The sequence below is a fragment of the Salipiger bermudensis genome (genome assembly GCF_017309175.1).
Classification (GTDB): Bacteria; Pseudomonadota; Alphaproteobacteria; order Rhodobacterales; family Rhodobacteraceae; genus Salipiger; species Salipiger bermudensis.
Window position 1 is genome coordinate 78,631 of record NZ_JAEKJV010000018.1, and the last position, 18,332, is coordinate 96,962.

Annotated in this window: 18 protein-coding genes; 7 read left to right on the forward strand and 11 right to left on the reverse strand. The window is 68.0% G+C overall.

Annotation, left to right across the window (positions count from 1 at the left end; genetic code table 11):
* Positions 1-12: 12 nt before the first annotated feature.
* Positions 13-2,364, reverse strand: coding sequence for a hypothetical protein (locus JF542_RS20085; RefSeq protein ID WP_207077170.1), 2,352 nt, complete (start codon positions 2,362-2,364; stop codon positions 13-15).
* A gap of 138 nt (positions 2,365-2,502) precedes the next feature.
* On the opposite strand from JF542_RS20085, the gene JF542_RS20090 reads away from it, so the two are divergent.
* Positions 2,503-3,198 carry a thiamine diphosphokinase gene (locus JF542_RS20090; RefSeq protein WP_207077171.1) on the forward strand — a complete coding sequence of 232 codons (696 nt, stop codon included), beginning with the start codon at positions 2,503-2,505 and terminating at the stop codon, positions 3,196-3,198.
* Here JF542_RS20090 and JF542_RS20095 read toward each other — a convergent pair.
* Positions 3,113-4,054 (reverse strand): DMT family transporter, encoded by a 942-nt coding sequence (locus tag JF542_RS20095; RefSeq protein WP_207077172.1) that lies wholly within the window; start codon positions 4,052-4,054, stop codon positions 3,113-3,115. The genes JF542_RS20090 and JF542_RS20095 overlap by 86 nt on opposite strands.
* Before the next feature lie 240 nt (positions 4,055-4,294).
* Here JF542_RS20095 and secG point away from each other — a divergent pair, with 240 nt between their 5' ends.
* Positions 4,295-4,678, forward strand: a complete 384-nt coding sequence (gene secG, locus JF542_RS20100; protein ID WP_207077173.1) for a preprotein translocase subunit SecG — start codon at positions 4,295-4,297, stop codon at positions 4,676-4,678.
* 173 nt (positions 4,679-4,851) lie between these two features.
* The gene (locus JF542_RS20105) at positions 4,852-6,495 is read left to right on the forward strand and encodes a CTP synthase (RefSeq protein ID WP_007798175.1); all 1,644 of its coding nucleotides are present in this window, start codon (positions 4,852-4,854) and stop codon (positions 6,493-6,495) included.
* 107 nt (positions 6,496-6,602) lie between these two features.
* Here JF542_RS20105 and JF542_RS20110 read toward each other — a convergent pair whose 3' ends face one another.
* On the reverse strand, positions 6,603-7,460 hold the full coding sequence (locus JF542_RS20110; protein ID WP_207077174.1) for a DUF1353 domain-containing protein: 858 nt from the start codon (positions 7,458-7,460) through the stop codon (positions 6,603-6,605).
* 198 nt (positions 7,461-7,658) lie between these two features.
* Between JF542_RS20110 and JF542_RS20115 the strand changes: the two genes are divergently transcribed.
* Complete coding sequence (locus tag JF542_RS20115) at positions 7,659-7,844, forward strand: CTP synthetase (RefSeq protein ID WP_207077175.1); 186 nt, start codon at positions 7,659-7,661, stop codon at positions 7,842-7,844.
* Here the strand turns inward: JF542_RS20115 and JF542_RS20120 are convergent.
* Positions 7,829-8,284, reverse strand: coding sequence for a low molecular weight protein-tyrosine-phosphatase (locus tag JF542_RS20120; RefSeq protein WP_207077176.1), 456 nt, complete (start codon positions 8,282-8,284; stop codon positions 7,829-7,831). The two genes, JF542_RS20115 and JF542_RS20120, sit on opposite strands and share 16 nt — an antisense overlap.
* Before the next feature lie 54 nt (positions 8,285-8,338).
* On the opposite strand from JF542_RS20120, the gene JF542_RS20125 reads away from it, so the two are divergent.
* Complete coding sequence (locus tag JF542_RS20125; RefSeq protein WP_207077177.1) at positions 8,339-9,028, forward strand: NAD-dependent deacylase; 690 nt, start codon at positions 8,339-8,341, stop codon at positions 9,026-9,028.
* A gap of 69 nt (positions 9,029-9,097) precedes the next feature.
* On the opposite strand, the gene JF542_RS20130 is transcribed toward JF542_RS20125, so the two are convergent.
* From JF542_RS20130 to meaB, 4 genes are all read right to left on the reverse strand, one after another.
* On the reverse strand, positions 9,098-9,583 hold the full coding sequence (locus tag JF542_RS20130; RefSeq protein WP_207077178.1) for a copper chaperone PCu(A)C: 486 nt from the start codon (positions 9,581-9,583) through the stop codon (positions 9,098-9,100).
* Positions 9,584-9,633: 50 nt separating this feature from the next.
* Complete coding sequence (locus tag JF542_RS20135; RefSeq protein ID WP_207077179.1) at positions 9,634-9,951, reverse strand: hypothetical protein; 318 nt, start codon at positions 9,949-9,951, stop codon at positions 9,634-9,636.
* A 138-nt stretch (positions 9,952-10,089) separates the two neighbouring features.
* Positions 10,090-10,380 (reverse strand): 50S ribosomal protein L28, encoded by a 291-nt coding sequence (rpmB, locus tag JF542_RS20140; protein ID WP_007798152.1) that lies wholly within the window; start codon positions 10,378-10,380, stop codon positions 10,090-10,092.
* Between the two features lie 260 nt (positions 10,381-10,640).
* Complete coding sequence (gene meaB / locus JF542_RS20145; protein WP_207077180.1) at positions 10,641-11,630, reverse strand: methylmalonyl Co-A mutase-associated GTPase MeaB; 990 nt, start codon at positions 11,628-11,630, stop codon at positions 10,641-10,643.
* Between the two features lie 237 nt (positions 11,631-11,867).
* Between meaB and hrpB the strand changes: the two genes are divergently transcribed.
* Positions 11,868-14,312: an ATP-dependent helicase HrpB gene (hrpB, locus tag JF542_RS20150; protein ID WP_207077181.1), complete on the forward strand. Its 2,445-nt coding sequence runs from the start codon at positions 11,868-11,870 to the stop codon at positions 14,310-14,312.
* 167 nt (positions 14,313-14,479) lie between these two features.
* Here hrpB and argF read toward each other — a convergent pair whose 3' ends face one another.
* From argF to truA, 3 genes are all read right to left on the reverse strand, one after another.
* Positions 14,480-15,406 (reverse strand): ornithine carbamoyltransferase, encoded by a 927-nt coding sequence (gene argF / locus JF542_RS20155; RefSeq protein ID WP_007798139.1) that lies wholly within the window; start codon positions 15,404-15,406, stop codon positions 14,480-14,482.
* Positions 15,407-15,487: 81 nt separating this feature from the next.
* Entirely contained in the window at positions 15,488-16,678 is a 1,191-nt protein-coding gene (locus JF542_RS20160) for an aspartate aminotransferase family protein (RefSeq protein ID WP_207077182.1), read from the reverse strand.
* Between the two features lie 235 nt (positions 16,679-16,913).
* Positions 16,914-17,690 (reverse strand): tRNA pseudouridine(38-40) synthase TruA, encoded by a 777-nt coding sequence (gene truA / locus JF542_RS20165; protein WP_207077183.1) that lies wholly within the window; start codon positions 17,688-17,690, stop codon positions 16,914-16,916.
* A gap of 130 nt (positions 17,691-17,820) precedes the next feature.
* On the opposite strand from truA, the gene JF542_RS20170 reads away from it, so the two are divergent.
* Positions 17,821-18,300 carry an NUDIX hydrolase gene (locus JF542_RS20170; protein WP_207077184.1) on the forward strand — a complete coding sequence of 160 codons (480 nt, stop codon included), beginning with the start codon at positions 17,821-17,823 and terminating at the stop codon, positions 18,298-18,300.
* Positions 18,301-18,332: the final 32 nt, after the last annotated feature.

Genomic DNA, 18,332 nt, shown 5'->3' on the forward strand with positions numbered 1-18,332 from the left:
AGGCCGGATCGATCAGCTCGCGGCGCGCGCATCCGGCTTGAAGCTTATCCGCTCCGAGGCGGTGAAGCGGCCGCCGCGGGTCTTCTCGATCTTGCCCTCGCGCAGCAGCTGGCCAAAGCTGCGCAGCCGGTCCTCGCGGCTCGATTCCTCGGTCTCGACCTGACGCACCTTGGTCATCAGCTGCGGGCGCGAGAACTGTTCGCGGCGCTCGACGAAGGACATGTAGGCCGCCGCCGCCTCGAGCAGCTCCGGCAGGTCGCGGGCGCCGACGCTCTCGGCATATTCGGCAAAGCTGTCATCCCCTTCGCCCGCGCTCAGCGCCGCCGTCTCGTCGATATCGGCGAGACGCACGCGACGCGGACGCGGTGCCGGCGTCTCGGAGTCGACGCGCTGCTCGGCCACCAGCTTGAGCGGCGCCGGGCGCGCGATCTCGGCCGGGCGCTCGGTGTGGCCCGCGGGGGCTGCGGGGCGTCGCGGGCGCACCACATTGGCGAGATCCTCGCGATAGGGCTCGGCCTGTTCGCCCGCATCGCGCTTGCGTCCCAGAAGCTTGTCGGCACGGGTCGCGGCCACGGCGGCGCGCAGATGTGCGATGGCGCTGCGGCGGCGGTTGCCTTCCGGCTCCTGGAGCTGGGTGTTGGTCTCGTCGAGGATGCGCGAGGCGTCGTTGTCCTCGACCCGGCGCTCGGTGAGCATGGCACGGGCCGGGCTCGACATCTTCACCGCCTTGCGGACCTCCTCATGCGCGGCGCGGCGCTGAGCTTCCTCGCGCTCGGCCTCGGCCGCGCTGTCCGCATCGTCCCCTGCGGCGAGGTCAGTGTCGTCCTCGGCATCTTCATCGTCCTCGAAGCTGTCAGAGAACTCGAACTCCAACGTGCTGTCGCCGTCCTCGTCCCAGTCCTCCTGCGGTGCGGCGTCGGAGGTCTCGAGACGCAGCGGGGCGGCGGTCTCGGCGCCGCGGGCGGTGGCGTCCTCGTCCTCGTCGTCCCACTCGTCGTCATATTCCCAGCTGTCGTCGCTGTCGTCGTTCAACATCGCCGCGCCGACGGCGGCAGCCAGCTCGGTGTCACCGCCAAGCTCTGCGGCCACATCTTCCGCCACGGCGTCATCATCCTGCGCCTCGGCGACGTCCTCGAGGTCGTCCTCTGCGTCCCAGCCGTCTTCGAAGTCGTCCTGCAGCTCGGCGCGGACGGCGGCGAGCTCGCGGGCCAGATCATCCTCGTCTTCCGGGCTCAGGCTGCTGACCGGAGCGGCCGGAGCAGCGGAGGCTTCGGCGATGTCCTCGATCAGGCCCTTGCCAGCGGCAGCGTCGAACGCCGCCCGCTTGACCTTTACCACGCGTGCGCGCGGACGCGCAGGCGCGTTCTTGGGCTCGGCTGCCGGTGCCTCCGATTCTGCCGTGGTCTCTTCGGCGGTCTCTGCATCGGTCTCGGGCGGCGCGTCGTAGAGCGCACTGTCATCCTCGTCCTCGGCGTCGTCCTCGAACCCATCCTCGAACGCGGCACTGGCGAGCGTGTCGGTGAACAGGTTGTCGCGCAGCGCCTGCACCGAGCTCGGGGTCTCATCGCGCACGGGCTCCAGAGCCTCGAGCATCGCCGAGACCGAGGCTTCGGCCTCTTCCGCCTCGGGCTCTGCCTCTGCATCCGCAGGGCCACCCTGCGCCACGACGGCGCGGATGCGGCGCAGCTTGGCCGCCACGCTTTCCGGATCGCTCAGCCCGACGCCGGGTTGCGGCGCGGCGGGGATCTCGCCACCGTCGGCCTCTCCGAAGAGGGCCGCCTCGGCCGCGAGGCTGTCGTCGCCGGCCTCGTCGGCAAGGATCGAAGCGATGGTATCCTCGGCCCGGCGGGCCTCTTCCAGATCGTCCTCGCTGCCGTCGCCCTGGTAGGAGACGGCAACTTTCGGCTCCTCGGGGGCGGGCTCCGCCGCCATCTCGGCAACAGCCTCGGTCGCGGTTGTCTTGGGCGCGGTTGCCTTGGGCGCTGTTGTTTCGGGCGTGGAGGCCGGTGTCTCAGCGGCAGCCGCGGGCAGCTCGCCCACCTCGTCTGCGGCGGAGCGCTCCGGCGCGCGGCCCGCGGAAAGCGCGGCGCTCATCGCGCCGCTGGACGCCCCGGCACCAGCGAAGGGGCTGCGCAGGGTCAGCTTGCCCTGCCCTGCCTCGGCACTGATCTGAGATTGCAGCAACTCGGCCGCGAGTTCGGGGTCGAACTGCGGCGGCTCGGCTCCGAAGAAGCGGTCTTCGCGGACCACACCACGGAAGAAGTGGGTGGCGTCCTTCACCACCTCCAGCGGATCCTCGAACCCCTCCGCAGTACAGGAGAAGGTGCCGTAGGAGACCGTAAGAATTTTGCTCGAACTCACCATGTGCTGCTCACTCTCAATCGCTTTGCAACAATGTGTTTACCACGTCATACGAGACGAAAGCCGACCGAATCTTTGGTCCCGAGCGTATCATTTCGTGTCTCCATTGTGACCTCTGTCACTGAAAGCCGTAAATTTGCCATGAATGCTCCCATCCTGAGACGCGCCGAGCCGATCCTTCTGGTGGGCGGCGGAGACAGCCCCGAAGCGCATCTCGCCCCGCTTCTGGCCCGGTGCGAGACGCGGGTGGCCGCAGACGGCGGCGCGGCGACCCTGCTGCGAGCGGGTGCGCTGCCGGACGCCGTGATCGGCGACCTCGATTCTCTATCCGAGAGCGACCGGGCGCAGATCCCGGCGGAGCGCGTGCATCACATTGCCGAGCAGGACAGCACCGATTTCGACAAGTGCCTGCGCAATATTGCGGCGCCGCTGGTCTTCGGCACCGGGTTTCTGGGCCCGCGCGTCGATCATCAGCTCGCGGCGCTGACGGTTCTGGCCATGCGCGCGGATCGGCGCTGCATCCTCGTGGGCGAGGAGGACGCCATCGCGCTGGCGCCGCCGCAGATCACCCTGACGCTGCCGGTCGGGCTTCGGTTTTCGCTCTATCCGATGGGGCTGGTGCACGGCGAAAGCACGGGGTTGCGCTGGCCGCTGGGCGGGCTCGACTTCACCCCGGCGCAGCGCGCGGGCACCTCGAACGAGACCAGCGCCGAGACAGTCTCGCTGCGCTTCGACGCGCCGCTCATGCTCATCATTCTGCCGGTGTCACACCTTCCGGAACTGGCGCGGGCGCTGCTTTCTGCGCCCGGTGGATGGCCCGCTCGCGCGCGAGGATGAAGAGGCCCGCGGACATGATGATGCAGATCCCCAGCGTCGCCATGGGATTCGGCAGTTCCTGAAAGATCATGAAGCCGAACAGCGTGGCGAAGGGCATCTCGAGATACTGCATCGGCGCCAGCGTGGCCCCCGGCGCGTAGCGCAGAGACCAGGTCATCAGCAGATGCGCCACGGTGCCGAGCAGACCGATCGACAGCAGCAGCGACCAGGTCTCGAGCGAGACCGACACCCACTGGATCTCGGGGATGCGGCCCGCAGGCAGGAGCAACATCATCGGCGCGATCACCACCATCGCCATCAGACCGGAGATCGCCTGCAGCGACACCGCATCGATATCGCGCGAGATCTGCCGCGTGGTGATCATGAAGAGCGAGAAGTTGAGCGCCACGCCCAGCGGCAACAGCGCCGGCCAGCCGACATCTCGGAACGCGGGCTGGACCACGAGAAGCGTGCCGATGAAGCCGATCGCGCACGCCACGAGGCGCCGCCAGCCGACCTCTTCCCCCATGAAATAATGACCCAGTATCAGCAACATGAAGGGCATGACGAAGGCAATGGCGATGGCATCGGCAAGCGGCAGGTAACGCAGCGCGGTCACCATCATGCCGATGCCGAGAATATGCATGAGCGTGCGCAGGAACACGATCCCAGCAACCCGCCGGCGCAGGCGGAAGCTGCGCCCTGTCAGCAGCATCAAGGGCACCAAGAGCGCCGCCTGAACCGCGAAGCGGAAGAAGACCAGCTCGGCAAGCGGCACCGTGTCGGCAATGAGCTTCGCCACCGCGTCGGCGAGCGGCGCAATGATGCAAAAACCGAGCATCAGAGCGATGCCGAGAAGGGGTCTGTCCTGTCTCATGATGGCGACGGTAGCGAGCGCCCGGCTTTCGGGCAATACACTACCTCAATTATTTTCCCGCCGAGTTGATTCAATCATAAAGAGAGTCATTCGAGTCATCTTTCCGTCGGGCGCCGCCCGCACTGCCCCCTGCCCGTGGCGTCAACCGCTCCCCCTGACCGACAGGCCCATCTCGCGGGTTGCGCCCATCAGCGGCTTCCCCTACATAGCGCGCCAAGACCGCAGGCTTCGGGACCTTCCATGCAGAACGTCATTCTCATCGTCCATCTTCTTCTCGCGCTGTCGCTGATCGGCGCGGTGCTGCTGCAGCGCTCCGAAGGGGGCGGGCTCGGCATGGGTGGTGGCGGTGGCGCCATGAGCCAGCGCGCGGCCGCGACCGCGCTCGGCAAGGTGACATGGATCCTGGCGATCGGCTTCATCGTGACGTCGATCACGCTGACGATCCTGGCCGCTCAGGATGCCTCGGGCGTCTCGGTCATGGACCGCCTCGGCGGATCGGGCTCGGCGCCGGCCGCAGAGCAGACCGCACCGGGCGAGATCGACACCGACGCGCTGCTGCCGCCGCCGTCGGCCTCCGACAGCGAAACCGCGCCCGACGCGCCGCTGGTTCCGCGCGCAGACTAAGGCCTTCTGGCCGAACCACCATAGATTGAGGGCTGCACCCTGAACCGCAACAGCATCTTGCGGTTCTCTGGACAGTGCAGCCCGAATCCTTTATATATGGACTCCCGTGATGCTGCGGTCCGAAAGGCCCGTGGGTGTCCAGAATTAGATGCAAATCACGGGGTCCTGCCACAATGGCACGTTACATCTTCATCACAGGCGGTGTCGTTTCTTCGCTGGGCAAGGGCCTTGCCAGTGCGGCGCTTGGTGCGCTGCTGCAGGCACGCGGCTTCTCGGTCCGGCTGCGCAAGCTCGACCCCTATCTCAATGTCGATCCGGGCACCATGTCGCCCTTCGAGCACGGCGAGGTCTTCGTCACCGATGATGGCGCCGAGACCGATCTCGACCTCGGCCATTACGAGCGCTTCACCGGTGTGCCGGCGCGCAAGACCGACTCGGTCTCGTCGGGGCGGATCTACACCAACGTGCTCGAGAAGGAGCGCCGCGGCGATTATCTCGGCAAGACCATCCAGGTGATTCCCCACGTCACGGACGAGATCAAGGACTGGCTTTCGATCGGCGAGGACGAGGTCGATTTCATGCTCTGCGAGATCGGCGGCACCGTCGGCGACATCGAGGGCCTGCCCTTCTTCGAGGCGATCCGCCAATACGCGCAGGACAAGCCGCGCGGCCAGTGCATCTTCATGCATCTGACACTGCTGCCCTGGATCAAGGCCAGCGGCGAGCTGAAGACCAAGCCGACCCAGCACTCGGTCAAGGAACTCCGCTCGATCGGCATCGCGCCCGACATCCTCGTCTGCCGCTCCGAGGGCCCGATCCCGCAGAAGGAGCGCGAGAAGCTGGCACTGTTCTGCAACGTGCGCCCCGACAGCGTGATCGCCGCGCAGGACCTGTCGTCGATCTACGACGCGCCGCTGGCCTATCACCGCGAGGGGCTCGATCAGGCGGTGCTGGATGCGTTCCAGATCACCCCGGCACCGCGACCCAACCTCGAGAAGTGGGACGACGTCAGCGAGCGCATCCACAACCCCGAGGGCGAGGTCAACGTTGCCATCGTGGGCAAGTACACCCAGCTCGAGGATGCGTATAAGTCCATCGCCGAGGCACTGACCCATGGCGGCATGGCGAACCGGGTGAAGGTCAAGGTGAGCTGGGTCGATGCCGAGCTTTTCGACCGCGAGGACGCGGCCCCCTACCTCGAGAACTACGACGCGATCCTCGTGCCCGGCGGCTTCGGCGAGCGCGGCACCGAGGGCAAGATCAAGGCGGCGCAGTTCGCGCGCGAGCACAATGTGCCCTATCTGGGCATCTGCCTCGGCATGCAGATGGCCGTCATCGAAGCGGCCCGCAACGTCGCCGGCGTGAGCAAGGCGGGCTCGGAAGAGTTCGACCACGAGGCCGGCGAGAAGCGCTTCGAGCCGGTGGTCTACCACCTCAAGGAATGGGTGCAGGGCAACCAGAAGGTGAACCGCTCGGTGGCCGACGACAAGGGCGGCACCATGCGGCTTGGCGCCTATGACGCGGTTCTGACCGAGGGTTCCAAGGTCGCCGAAGTCTACGGCACCACCACCATCGACGAGCGTCACCGTCACCGCTACGAGGTCGACATCAAGTACCGCAAGCCCCTCGAAGAGGCCGGCATCTGCTTCTCGGGCATGTCGCCCGACGGGCGCCTGCCGGAGATCGTGGAATGGCCGGATCACCCGTGGTTCATCGGCGTGCAGTTCCACCCCGAGCTGAAGTCCAAGCCCTTCGATCCGCATCCCCTGTTCAAGGATTTCGTGCGCGCCGCGAAGGAGGTGTCGCGTCTGGTCTGAGACCACGACGCGAGGACGATGTAGAAAGGCGCCGGAACTCCGGCGCCTTTTTCTTTTTGAGACGTGGCCAGCGAAACGCGACCGGCAAGATCCCGGGGAGCTGCGCCCTAGAGCTCGATATCCGTGAAGTCGTCGCCCGGAATCTCGTACTCATCGGGAAATTCCTGGCCCGGCTCTTCAGAGACCGGGTCGTCGCGCACCGGCGGCTCGTACTCCGCTTCATCTTCGACCGGCGCCTCGTAGCCTTGGCGCGGGCCCTCCCCGCCATCAGGCAGAAGCTGGGCGAACAGGTCGGGATGGCCGCGGATGATGCCCTTCTCGAGCCGCAGCAGGTATGCTTCCAGCTCCGACAACGACGGGTCTCTCTCTTCGATGTAGCGCTTGGCCTGCCGCATCGCCTGCTGCATCGCCCCTTGCGGAACCTCCTGCAGCGAGACGTGATAGTCCCAGCGCGGCCCACCGAGCCAAACCGCCGCGAACAGGACCTTGGCCCGCTGCTCGGGCGTCCCCGCGGCCACCAGGGCATCAAAGAACATCCGGTGCACATCCTGCCAGCGGCCATTGTGGAAATTCGCCATGCCTTCGTTGCCAACACCGCAATAGGCGTCGTGCAGCGCGCCCGCGTTAATGTATTCCGGCGCGGTGGGCTGGCCCACGATGGACACGAAAAGCAGCGGAATCGAGGCCCCGTCGGTCAGGATGCCCCGAGGCGCGGTCCACTGGCGCCGCTGCGCATCGGTGAAATGCAGCGTCTGTGCCACCGGGCGGAACGCGTAGGGCCGCCTCGGCAGGGTCACTGTCCGATCAGAGACCTTGAGCGGGCTGTTCTCGTAGCTGCAGGTGCCGGGGCGGCTGGCGCAGGTCACCTCCTGCATGGCCCGGAGTTCTACGATATCCTGCCGGGTCGGCGCGGCGCAGGCGGACAACATCAGCAGGCCCGCGCCAAGAATGCGCAATCTCTTCATTCTCGAAATCCTGATAGCTCAAATGCAATACCGCTGAATCTGCGGCAACCGCGCCGCGACTGCAAGGCTCGCGCGCTGGTTGAATACCCGAATTGACCATTTGCTCTTTTCTTGATCCCGATCAAGGAACACATTCCGCATTCGATATGAATTCACTTGCAAGACCGCCCCACCGGGCGGCCATCGGGAGACAGATCCATGCTCAGACTGGCAGGAATTCTCTACTCGCTGATCGGGACCACGTTGGCGGGCAGCTTCATCGTCGCGGCGCTGGTGGCCGGCTTCGACACGCTGGTGCCGATCGTCGCCTCTGCCGCGGCGGGCGCCGTGGTCGCCTTCCCGGTGACTTGGTTCGTCACACGCGCGATCTATTCCGAGAGCTGATCCAGAAGCCCTTGGGCGGCGATCTCGATCAGATCGAGCGTGCCGTCGAAATCGCGGGTGAAATACGGATCGGGCACCTCGCGCGCGCCGGTGGACGCGGCGTAGTCGGTGAACAGCCGCAGCTCGGCACCGCCCTGCCCCGGCCGCATCGCTTCGAGATTGGCGAGGTTGTCGCCGTCCATTGCCACGATCAGGTCGAAGCGGTCGAAATCCGACCGGCTCACCTGCCGCGCCCGCAACGCCGAAAGGTCATAGCCCCGCGCACTGGCGGCGGCCTGCATCGGCGCGTAGGGTGGATCGCCCAGATGCCACGTGCCGGTGCCGGCGCTGTCAAGCTGCAGCGCCAGCCCGCGCTCTGCCGCCATCTGCCGCACCACCCCCTCGGCCGAGGGCGAACGGCAGATATTGCCGAGGCAGACGAAGAGGATACTCTGGGTCATGGGGCGCGCTCCTTTTGCGCCGGAGCCTAACGCGGCAGCCAGGAAGGGAAAAGCATGGCCGACAAGATCGTGATCCTCACCGGAGCCGGCATCTCGGCCGAAAGCGGCCTTGGCACCTTCCGCGACGAGGGTGGGCTCTGGGCGAAGCACCGCATCGAGGACGTCGCCACGCCAGAGGGATTCGCCCGCGATCCCGCGCTGGTGCACGGCTTCTACAATGCCCGCCGGGTGCAGGCCGCAGATGCGGTGCCGAACCCGGCTCACGCAGCGCTGGCGCGGCTGCAGCGCCACTGGCCCGGCGAGGTGGTGATCGTGACGCAGAATGTCGACGGGCTGCACGAGAAAGCCGGCGCCACCGCGATCCACATGCACGGCGAACTCTCGGGCGCGCTGTGCTTTGCCTGCGGCCACCGCTGGACCGCCCCGCCCGAGATGTCTCCCGGTGAGCCATGCCCGGCCTGCGCCGCCCCCACGGGCCGCCCCGACATCGTCTGGTTCGGTGAGATGCCCTACCACATGGACGAGATCGAGGATCACCTGCTGGGCTGCGACCTCTTTGCCGCGATCGGCACCTCGGGTCAGGTCTACCCGGCGGCGGGCTTCGTGCAGGGCGCGGCCTATGCCGGTGCCCGGACCATCGAGCTGAACCTGGCCGAGAGCGAGATCACGGGCGCGTTCGAGGATCACCGCATCGGCCCCGCCAGCGAGGTGGTGCCCGCCTGGGTCGCAGAGCTGCTCGACTGAGGCCCGGACACGGAAAGGCCGCGCCCGGGTCTGCCCCGGACGCGGCCTCTCTCATCACCGGCTGAGCGCTCAGTTGCTCATCTTGTTCATGCCGCCATGGCCGGAATGACCGGCGCCGTGCATCGGCTGACGCTCGAGATCCACCGGTATCTCGACCACCATCTCGCCGGCGTTCTCGAAGGTCAGCGTGACAGTGACGGTCTCGTCCTGCACGAAGGGGCCGGTCAGCCCCATGAACATCACGTGGTCACCGCCGCGCGCCAACGCGTGCTGGCCATTCGCGGGGATGACGAAGCCTTCCTCGACCTCCATCATCTTCATCACGCCGTTTCCGTCGGCCACGTGGGTGTGCAGTTCGACCTTCATCGCGGCGTCGGAGGTGGCCGAGACCAGCCGGTCGTCGCTGTCGCCGGTGTTCTCGATCACCATGAAGGCGGCGCCGGTCTTGGCGCTGGCCATGGCGCTGCGGGCATAGGCGTCGTGCACGGCGATGTCGGCGAGGGCGGGCGTCGAAAGGGCCAGCGCAGCGGCGCCGGCGAGAATCAGGGATTTCATCTTGTCTGTCCTGTGATCTTTGTGGGTCCGTGAGGTCTGTCTTTGGGAGGTCAGACCGGGACCGGCGGATCACGCGCCTGCGCGCGCGGGGCCTGCAGCCCCTGCCCGCGCACCGTCACCATGATCTGCGGCAGAGGAACCCAGTCCAGCAGACGCACAGGCGATTCCCAGGCGCCGCCGGCGGAGAGGAACAGGGTCAGGAGGCCGTCGGGGCAGACATGGCTCTGCGACACCGGAGCGCCCTCGGAATCGACCATCACCGTGGTCAGACCCAGCCCGGTACAGATCACCATCTGACCGACGGGTTGCGGCTGGGCGCGCGCGACTGCCATCTGGAACCCGGTCAGCGCGACCGCCAGAACCAGCAAAAATGCGACCAGTGGATATCTTTTCCGAACCATCGCCGAAGGTTTAGGCAACATGGCCCGAAATGTCATGTGACAAAAGGAAACAGCCCCGATGCGGCTTGCATCGGGGCTGTGGATGATTCTGTGGAATCAAGTGGCTCAGGCCTGCGCTGCGCGGGCCTTTGCAATCTCTTTCTTCACCTTCAGCGCGGTGGCGCTGAGTTCGGCGTCCTTGGCCTTGTCCAGGAACTTGTCCAGGCCGCCGCGGTGGTCCACCGAGCGCAGGGCCGAAGCCGAGATGCGCAGCTTCACGCCGCGACCCAGGGTCTCGGACTGCAGCGTCACATCGTTCAGGTTCGGCAGGAAGCGCCGCTTGGTCTTGTTGTTGGCGTGGCTAACATTGTGACCCGTCATCGGGCCTTTGCCGGTCAGTTCGCATACGCGCGACATGGGTCCATCCTCATCGTCTCGGGGCTTCGGACCGGTGAGAGGCAGCTCCTGCCGATCGTTCCGCCAATATGAAAGGGCGCCACCAGGGGCGCCCGGAATCTGGTCGGGCTTCTCTAGCTCCAAGCCCCTCGCGCGTCAACCCCTTCCACCGGGGCTTTGCCAAAGGCCGTGAAACCGCTTGTTTCACGCGGATTTCGCGATGTCGAGCCACCGCTCCGGCGGGGCGTCAAAGGCCGTCGCAGAGTCGGCCCGAATCCCCCTCAGACCTGCGGCACCTCGCCAAGATAGGTCTCGAGCAGCTCCTCCGCCGCGGCGGCCGCGCTGATCTCGCCGTCCTCGACCTGGTGCGCCAGCGCCGCCATCGCGCCCTTGACCGGCTCGCGCCGCAGCCGCGCCAGCAACCCCTCGCGCACCTCCGCCTCGAACCAGTAGCGCGCCTGCGCCGCCCGGCGAGCCTCGAAATGCCCAGTCTCGCGACGCCAGTCGCTGAGCGCGGTCATCTCGTCCCACGCCCGGTCGAGCCCGTTCTCCTCCACCGCCGAGACCGTCAGAGCCTTCGGGAATCCTTCCGGATCCTGCGCCCGCTTGCGCAGCAGCCGCAGCGCACCGGCATAGTCGGCACAGGTCCGCGTCGCGGTGGCCTTGAGATCGCCATCGGCCTTGTTGATCAGGATGATGTCGGCGGTCTCCATGATGCCGCGCTTCACCCCTTGCAGCTCGTCGCCCCCGGCGGGCGCCAGCAGCAGCAGGAACAGGTCCGACATCTCGGCCACCACGGTCTCCGACTGGCCCACCCCCACGGTCTCGATCAGGATCACGTCGAACCCGGCCGCCTCGCAGAGATCGATCGCCTCGCGGGTGCGCCGCGCCACGCCGCCCAGGTGCGATTGCGAGGGAGACGGCCGGATAAAGGCGTTGCGGTCCCGCGACAGCCGTTCCATCCGGGTCTTGTCGCCAAGGATCGACCCGCCCGAGCGCGACGAGGACGGATCCACCGCCAGCACCGCCACCTTGAGCCCCTGCGCGGTGAGCATCATCCCGAACGCCTCGATGAAGGTCGACTTGCCGACCCCGGGCGTGCCCGAGAGCCCGACCCGCAGCGCGACGTTCTCGTGACCGTGCAGCCGCTCGATCAGCGCCCGTGCCTGCGCCCGATGATCGGCGCGACCGCTCTCCACCAGCGTGATCGCCCGCGCAAGGGCCCGCCGCTCGCCGGCCAGGATGCGCTCTGCCAGATCCTCGATATCCATGCCTCTGCCCTCTTCTCTGCCGCCCCTGACCTGACCCGCAAGCCGCGCCGATGTCCAGCCCCCCGCCAGCATCTCCTCCTGGGCGCGCCCCCGGCATCTTCTCTGGTTCGAAAATACCTCGGGGGAGGCCGCGCCGTGCGCGGACGGGGGCAGCGCCCCCGAAAGGATCGCCCCCTCCGCCACGACCGGCCTCACGCCCCCTCGACGCCGTCCGCGCACTCCCGCATAACCCACGCCATGACCCGCCTGCCCATAGACGACGCCCTGCCCGAGCTCCTCACCGCCCTCCGCGCCGAGGGCCGCGCCGTGCTGCAGGCGCCCCCCGGCGCCGGCAAGACCACCCGCGTGCCGCTGGCCATGCTCGACGCGGGTCTCACCGACCAGACCATCCTGATGCTCGAGCCGCGCCGCCTTGCCGCGCGCGCCAGCGCCGCGCGGATGGCCGACACGCTGGGCGAAGCCCCGGGCGAGACCGTGGGCTACCGCATCCGCGGCGAGGCCAAGATCTCGAACGCCACCCGCATCGAGGTGGTCACCGAGGGCATCCTGACCCGGATGCTGCAATCCGACCCCGCGCTCTCCGGGATCGGCGCGGTGATCTTCGACGAATTTCACGAGCGGTCTCTGAACGCCGATCTCGGCCTCGCGCTCTGTCTTGAAGTGGCAGGCGCCCTGCGCGACGACCTGATCCTGCTCGCCATGTCCGCCACGCTCGACGCGGGCCCGGTGGCCGAGCTCATGCAGGCGCCCGTCATCACCTCGCAGGGCCGCGCCTTCCCGGTCGAGACCCGCTGGCTCGACGCCCCCCTGCCCAAGCAACGCCGCTTCGAGGACAGCATGGCAGAGCTGATCGTGCAGGCCGCGGGCGAGACCGAGGGCGGCATTCTCGCCTTCCTTCCGGGCGAGGGCGAGATCCGCCGCACCGAGGCGAGGCTCAAGGGCCGCCTCCCCGGCGACGTGACGGTGCGTCCGCTTTTCGGTGCCATGGCATTCGCAGACCAGCGCGCCGCCATCCGCCCCGAGAGCAAGGGCCGCAAGCTGGTGCTCGCCACCGCGATCGCCGAGACCTCGCTGACCATCGAGGACATCCGCGTGGTGGTCGATGGCGGCCGCGCACGACGGGCGCGGTTCGACCCGGGCTCGGGCATGGCGCGGCTGGTGACCGAGCGTGTCACCCGCGCCGAGGCCACCCAGCGCGCCGGCCGCGCCGGTCGCGTCGCCGAGGGCGTGGCCTACCGGCTCTGGACCAAAGGCGAGGAAGGCGCTCTGCAAGCCTACCCCCCGGCCGAGATCGAGACCGCAGATCTGGCCGGGCTGGCGCTGGAACTGGCGCTCTGGGGCGCCACGCCGGAGGATCTGCCGTTCCTGAGCGCGCCCAATCCCGGCGCCTTTGCCGAGGCGCAGGCGCTTCTGCAGATGCTGGGAGCGCTCGACGACCAGCGCCGCATCACGGAGCACGGCAAGGCGCTTGCCGCAGTGCCTCTGCATCCGCGCCTCGGCCACATGCTGACGCTGGCCGGCCCTGAGGCCGCCCCGCTCGCGGCACTGCTGGCCGAGCGCGACCCGCTCACCGGCGCGCCCACCGATCTCGCCCTGCGGCTCGAGGCGCTGCGCGACCCCAAACGCTTCGAGGCGACCCGGCCCTACAGGCTCAACCGCGCCCCGCTGGAGCGCATCCGCTCCGAGGCCAAGCGGCTGCGGGCGCGGACGAAGGGAGGCCACGACGAGACGATGAGCGCCGCCGCCATGGCCGCGCTCGCCTATCCCGACCGCATCGGCCTGCGCCGCAAGGGCGACGCTCCGCGCTTCCAGCTCTCCGGCGGCAAGGGCGCGATGCTCGACGCCGCCGACCCGCTGGCCTCGGCCCGGCTCATCGTGGTCACCGACACCGACGGCAATCCGCGCGAGGCCCGCATCCGGCAGGCCACGCAGATCACCGAAAGCGAGCTGCGCGCGCTGTTCCCGGACCAGATCCGCTGGCGCGATCTGTGTGAGTGGTCGAAGCGCGAGCGCCGCGTGCTGGCGCGTCAGCAGGAACGGCTCGGCGCCATCGCGCTCGACGACCGGCTCTGGAAGGATGCCCCGCCCGACGCGGTGGCGCGCGCCATGCTCGACGGGGTGCGCGATCTCGGCATTGCCCTCTCCGACGCCGCGCGCCGCTTCTGCGCCCGCGCAGCCATCGGCCGCGAAGGCGGGCTCGACCTGCCCGACATGTCCGAGCCCGCGCTGATGCAGACGCTCGAGGACTGGCTGCTGCCCTACCTTTCCGGAGTGAAGAGCGCCGAGGACTGGAAGCGCTTCGATTTGTTGCCGGCGCTGCGCGCCCGGCTCGACTGGGGCCAGATGCAGGCGCTCGACGCGTCCGTGCCGGGCAAGTTCACCACGCCCCTGGGGCGCGAGATCCCCATCGACTATTCCGGCGAGCACCCGGAGATCGCGCTGCGCCTGCAGGAGATGTTCGGCCAGCGCAGCCACCCCACGGTGGGCCGGCGTCCGCTGCGCGTCACGCTGCTCTCGCCCGCGCGCCGCCCGGTGCAGACCACCATGGACCTGCCGGGGTTCTGGGACGGCTCCTATGCGGATGTGCGCAAGGACATGAAGGCGCAGTACCCGAGGCACCCGTGGCCCGAGGACCCGCGCCAGGCGGACCCGACCCTGCGCGCCAAGCCGCGGGGAAGCTGAGGGGCGCTGCCCCTCTTGGCCCTGCGGGCCAATTCACCCCGAGGTATTTTTGAACCAGAGAAGACCCGGGCCCGCCAAGTGACCGGCCCGGGTCTTCTCTACGTTCCAAATACTCATTAAAGACCCCGGTGACGCGGGCGCGAGGCCGGTCAGCCGGGTGCGGCGTCTCAGCCCCCCACGCACCAGCGCATGATCGCCTTCTGGGCGTGCAGCCGGTTCTCGGCCTCATCCCAGATCACCGATTGCGGCCCGTCCATGATCTCGGAGGTGACCTCCTCTCCGCGATGCGCCGGCAGGCAGTGCATGAAGAGCGCGTCCTTGCCGGCGGCCTCCATCAGCTTGTCGTTGACCTGGTAGGGGCGCAGCATGTTGTGGCGGCGCTCCTTGGCGGATTGCGCGTCATGCATCGACACCCAGGTGTCGGCGACCACCAGGTCGGCGCCCTCGACCGCCTTGAACGGGTCGCGCTCGATGGTGATGGTGCTGCCCTGGTTGCGGGCGAGGCCGACGAATTCCATCTCGGGGTCGAGCTGCACCGGGCCGGTGAAGGTCAGGTCGAAGCCGAACTGGCCGGCGGCGTGCAGGAACGAGGCGCAGACATTGTTGCCGTCGCCGCACCACACCACCTTCTTGCCGGCGATCGGGCCGCGATGCTCCTCGAAGGTGAGGATGTCGGCCATGATCTGGCAGGGGTGGGTGCGGTCGGTGAGACCGTTGATCACCGGCACGTCGGCATATTCCGCCATCTCGGTCAGCACCGCCTCGTCGAAGGTCCGGATCATGATCATGTCGACAAAGCGCGACAGCACGCGGGCGGTGTCGGCGATGGTCTCGCCGTGACCGAGCTGCATGTCGGAGCCCGACAGCACCATGGTCTGGCCGCCCATCTGGCGCACGCCCACGTCGAAGGACACGCGGGTCCGGGTCGAGGGCTTCTCGAAGATCAGTGCGACCATGCGGTCCTTGAGCGGCAGATCGTCGTCGGGGGCGGCGCGCGGGCGACCGTTGCGCTTGTCCTTGATCGCCTTGGCGGCGTCGATGATCGACCGCAGGTCGTCCTTGTCGGTCTTGTGGATGTCGAGGAAGTGGTTCATGCGAATGTTCTTTTTTGTCTGGCGGTGTGGAGGGGCGCTGCCCCTCTGGGCGCGAAGCGCCCATTCACCCCGAGGTATTTGTCAAACCGAAGAAGAGGCGGGCGTTGCGAGGGCGGAGGCGGCAGTGTCGAGACGCGCGATGGCCTCGCCGATCTCGTCCTCGGTAATGGTCAGCGGCGGCAGCAGGCGCACGACATTGTCGGCGGCGGGCACCGTGATGACCAGCGCCTCGTAGCCGGCCTTGACCAGGTCCGCCGGGGCGATCTTGCACTTGAGGCCGAGCATCAGGCCCATGCCGCGCACCTCCTCGAAGATGTCGGGATGGGCGGCGACGAGGCCCTCGAGCTTCTGGCGCAGCAGGCCGGCCTTGCGGTTGACCCCGTCGAGGAAAGCCGGGTCGGTGACGTGATCCATCACCGCGCAGCCCACCGCGCAGCCCAGCGGGTTGCCGCCATAGGTCGAGCCGTGGGTGCCGGCGGTCATGCCCGAGGCGGCCTCCTCGGTGGCCAGCACCGCGCCCAGCGGGAAGCCGCCGCCGATGCCCTTGGCGACCATCATGATGTCGGGCGCAATGCCGGCCCATTCATGGGCGAAGAGCCGACCGGTCCGGCCGATGCCGCATTGCACCTCGTCGAGAACGAGCAGCACGCCCTTCTCGTCGCAGAGCTTGCGCAGCCCCTGCAGGCACTGGTCGGGCAGCGGACGGATGCCACCCTCGCCCTGAACCGGCTCGATCAGAATGGCCGCGGTGTTGTCGTCGATGGCCGCGTCCAGCGCCTCGTGATCGCCCCAAGGCAGGTGCTTGAAGCCCGGCAGCAGCGGGCCGAAACCCTTGGTCATCTTCTCCGAGCCCGCCGCGGCGATGCCCGCCGAGGAGCGGCCGTGGAACGAGCCCGCGAAGGCGATGATGTCGGTCTTCTCGGGCTGGCCTTTGTCGTACCAGTACTTGCGCGCCATCTTCACCGCCAGCTCGCAGCTCTCGGTGCCGGAATTGGTGAAGAACACGGTGTCGGCAAAGCTTTCCGCGACCAGCTTGTCGGCCAGAGCCTGCTGCTGCGGGATCTCGTAGAGGTTCGACACGTGCCACAGGTTCTGTGCCTGCGCCGTCAGCGCGGCGACCAGCGCCGGATGCGCGTGACCCAGCGCGTTCACCGCGATGCCGCTGCCCAGATCGAGAAATCGGCGGCCGTCCTCCTCAACCAGCCAGGTGCCTTCGCCCTTCACGAAGTGCAGGGGCGCGCGGGAATAGGTCGGCAGGACGGACGGGATCATCAGCATATCCTCGGTGGATTGAGGCCCGATTGGTGCCAAGGGCACGGGGCCAAGTCAAGTTTCATGGGGGTGAGACGTGCGAAGCAGGAGCCTCCCCGGTGAGGAGGCACGACAGAGGAGCGTTCAGGCTCGTCGGATTCGGATCGCAAACGTCATGGCTGCGCTGATAGCGGGGTTTGCCCGCGGCGCAAAGCGGTTTCTTGACCGCGGGTCACGGGCATCCCCGCAACGCAGTTTAGAATGTGCCGGAGAAGGGATCGTCCGCGTAGCCCACGCCCATGAGATAGAGCCCGTCCGGCGGGCACACCGGCCCGCAGGCGGCGCGGTCTCGGGCCTCGAGCGCCGAACGGACGTCTTCGGGCGCCCAGGAGCCCGCGCCGACACGCTCGAGCGTGCCGACGATGGAGCGCACCTGGTTGTGCAGGAAGCTGCGGGCGCGCAGGTGGAAGCGGAACTCCGTTCCGGCTCCGGTGTCGGTTTGCTCGATGCGGATCTCGTCCATGGTCTTCACCGGCGAGGCGGCCTGGCACATGGTCGAGCGGAAGGTGGTGAAATCGTGCTGCCCGATGAGATGGGCCGCGCCCGCGCGCATCGCCTCGAGCGACAGCGGGTTCATCACCCGCCAGACCTGCCCGGCCTCGAGCGTGGCCGGAGCCCGGCGCACCAGCAGCCGGAACAGGTAGCGCCGCTCATGGGCCGAGAACCGCGCGTGCCAGTCGTCGCTCACCGCCGCACAGGCGCGGATCGCCACCGGCGCGGGCTTGAGGTGGAAGTTGAGCGCCTCGGAGAGGCGGAACGGGTCCCACGCCTTCTCCATGTCGCAATGGGCCACCTGCCCGCGCGCATGAACCCCCGCATCGGTGCGCCCGGCGGCAGCGATGGTGTGGTCACGCTTTTCGAGCCGCGCCAACGCCGCCTCGATCGCGCCCTGCACCGAGGGCTGATCGGCCTGGCGCTGCCATCCGGCGAAGGGGCGGCCATCATATTCGACGAGAAGGGCGTATCTGGGCATGGCCGCTCCCATACAAGCGCTGTCGCATCTCGGCAATGCCGCACCCCCCTTGCGGCCTTGCCGGCTTGAGTTTTCGCGACAGGTTCTATAGGGGAGGCCGACCTGACCTGCCCCGAAACCGGTGACCCGAATGCTTGCCCGCGTCTGGAAAAGCTATATTGCCCCCATGCTGCGCCGCCCTCCGCGGGTGCAGATTGCGGCGCTGTGCCATCGCGCGGGCGAGACCGGACCCGAGGTTCTGATGATCACCTCGCGCGAAACCAAGCGCTGGATCATCCCCAAGGGCTGGCCGATGCACGGCACCGACGCTGCGGGCACCGCGCTTCAGGAGGCGTGGGAAGAGGCCGGGGTCAAGTCGGAGGCCGGACGACCTGCGCGTATCGGCCGCTATCGCTATGACAAGGTGCTCGATGGCGGCCTCCCGGTGGCCACCGATGTCGATGTCTACGCCGTCTCGGTCGAGAAACTGCTCGACAGCTATCCCGAGATGGATGAGCGCGAACGCCACTGGATGACACCCGAGGAGGCCGCCGAGCGGGTCGATGAGGAGCAACTCTCGGAGCTGCTGCGCGACCTGCCGGCCCTGCTCGCTGACACGGCGCGACACTGAGCTCCGCGCAAGACGCGCCGGACCGGTTGCCA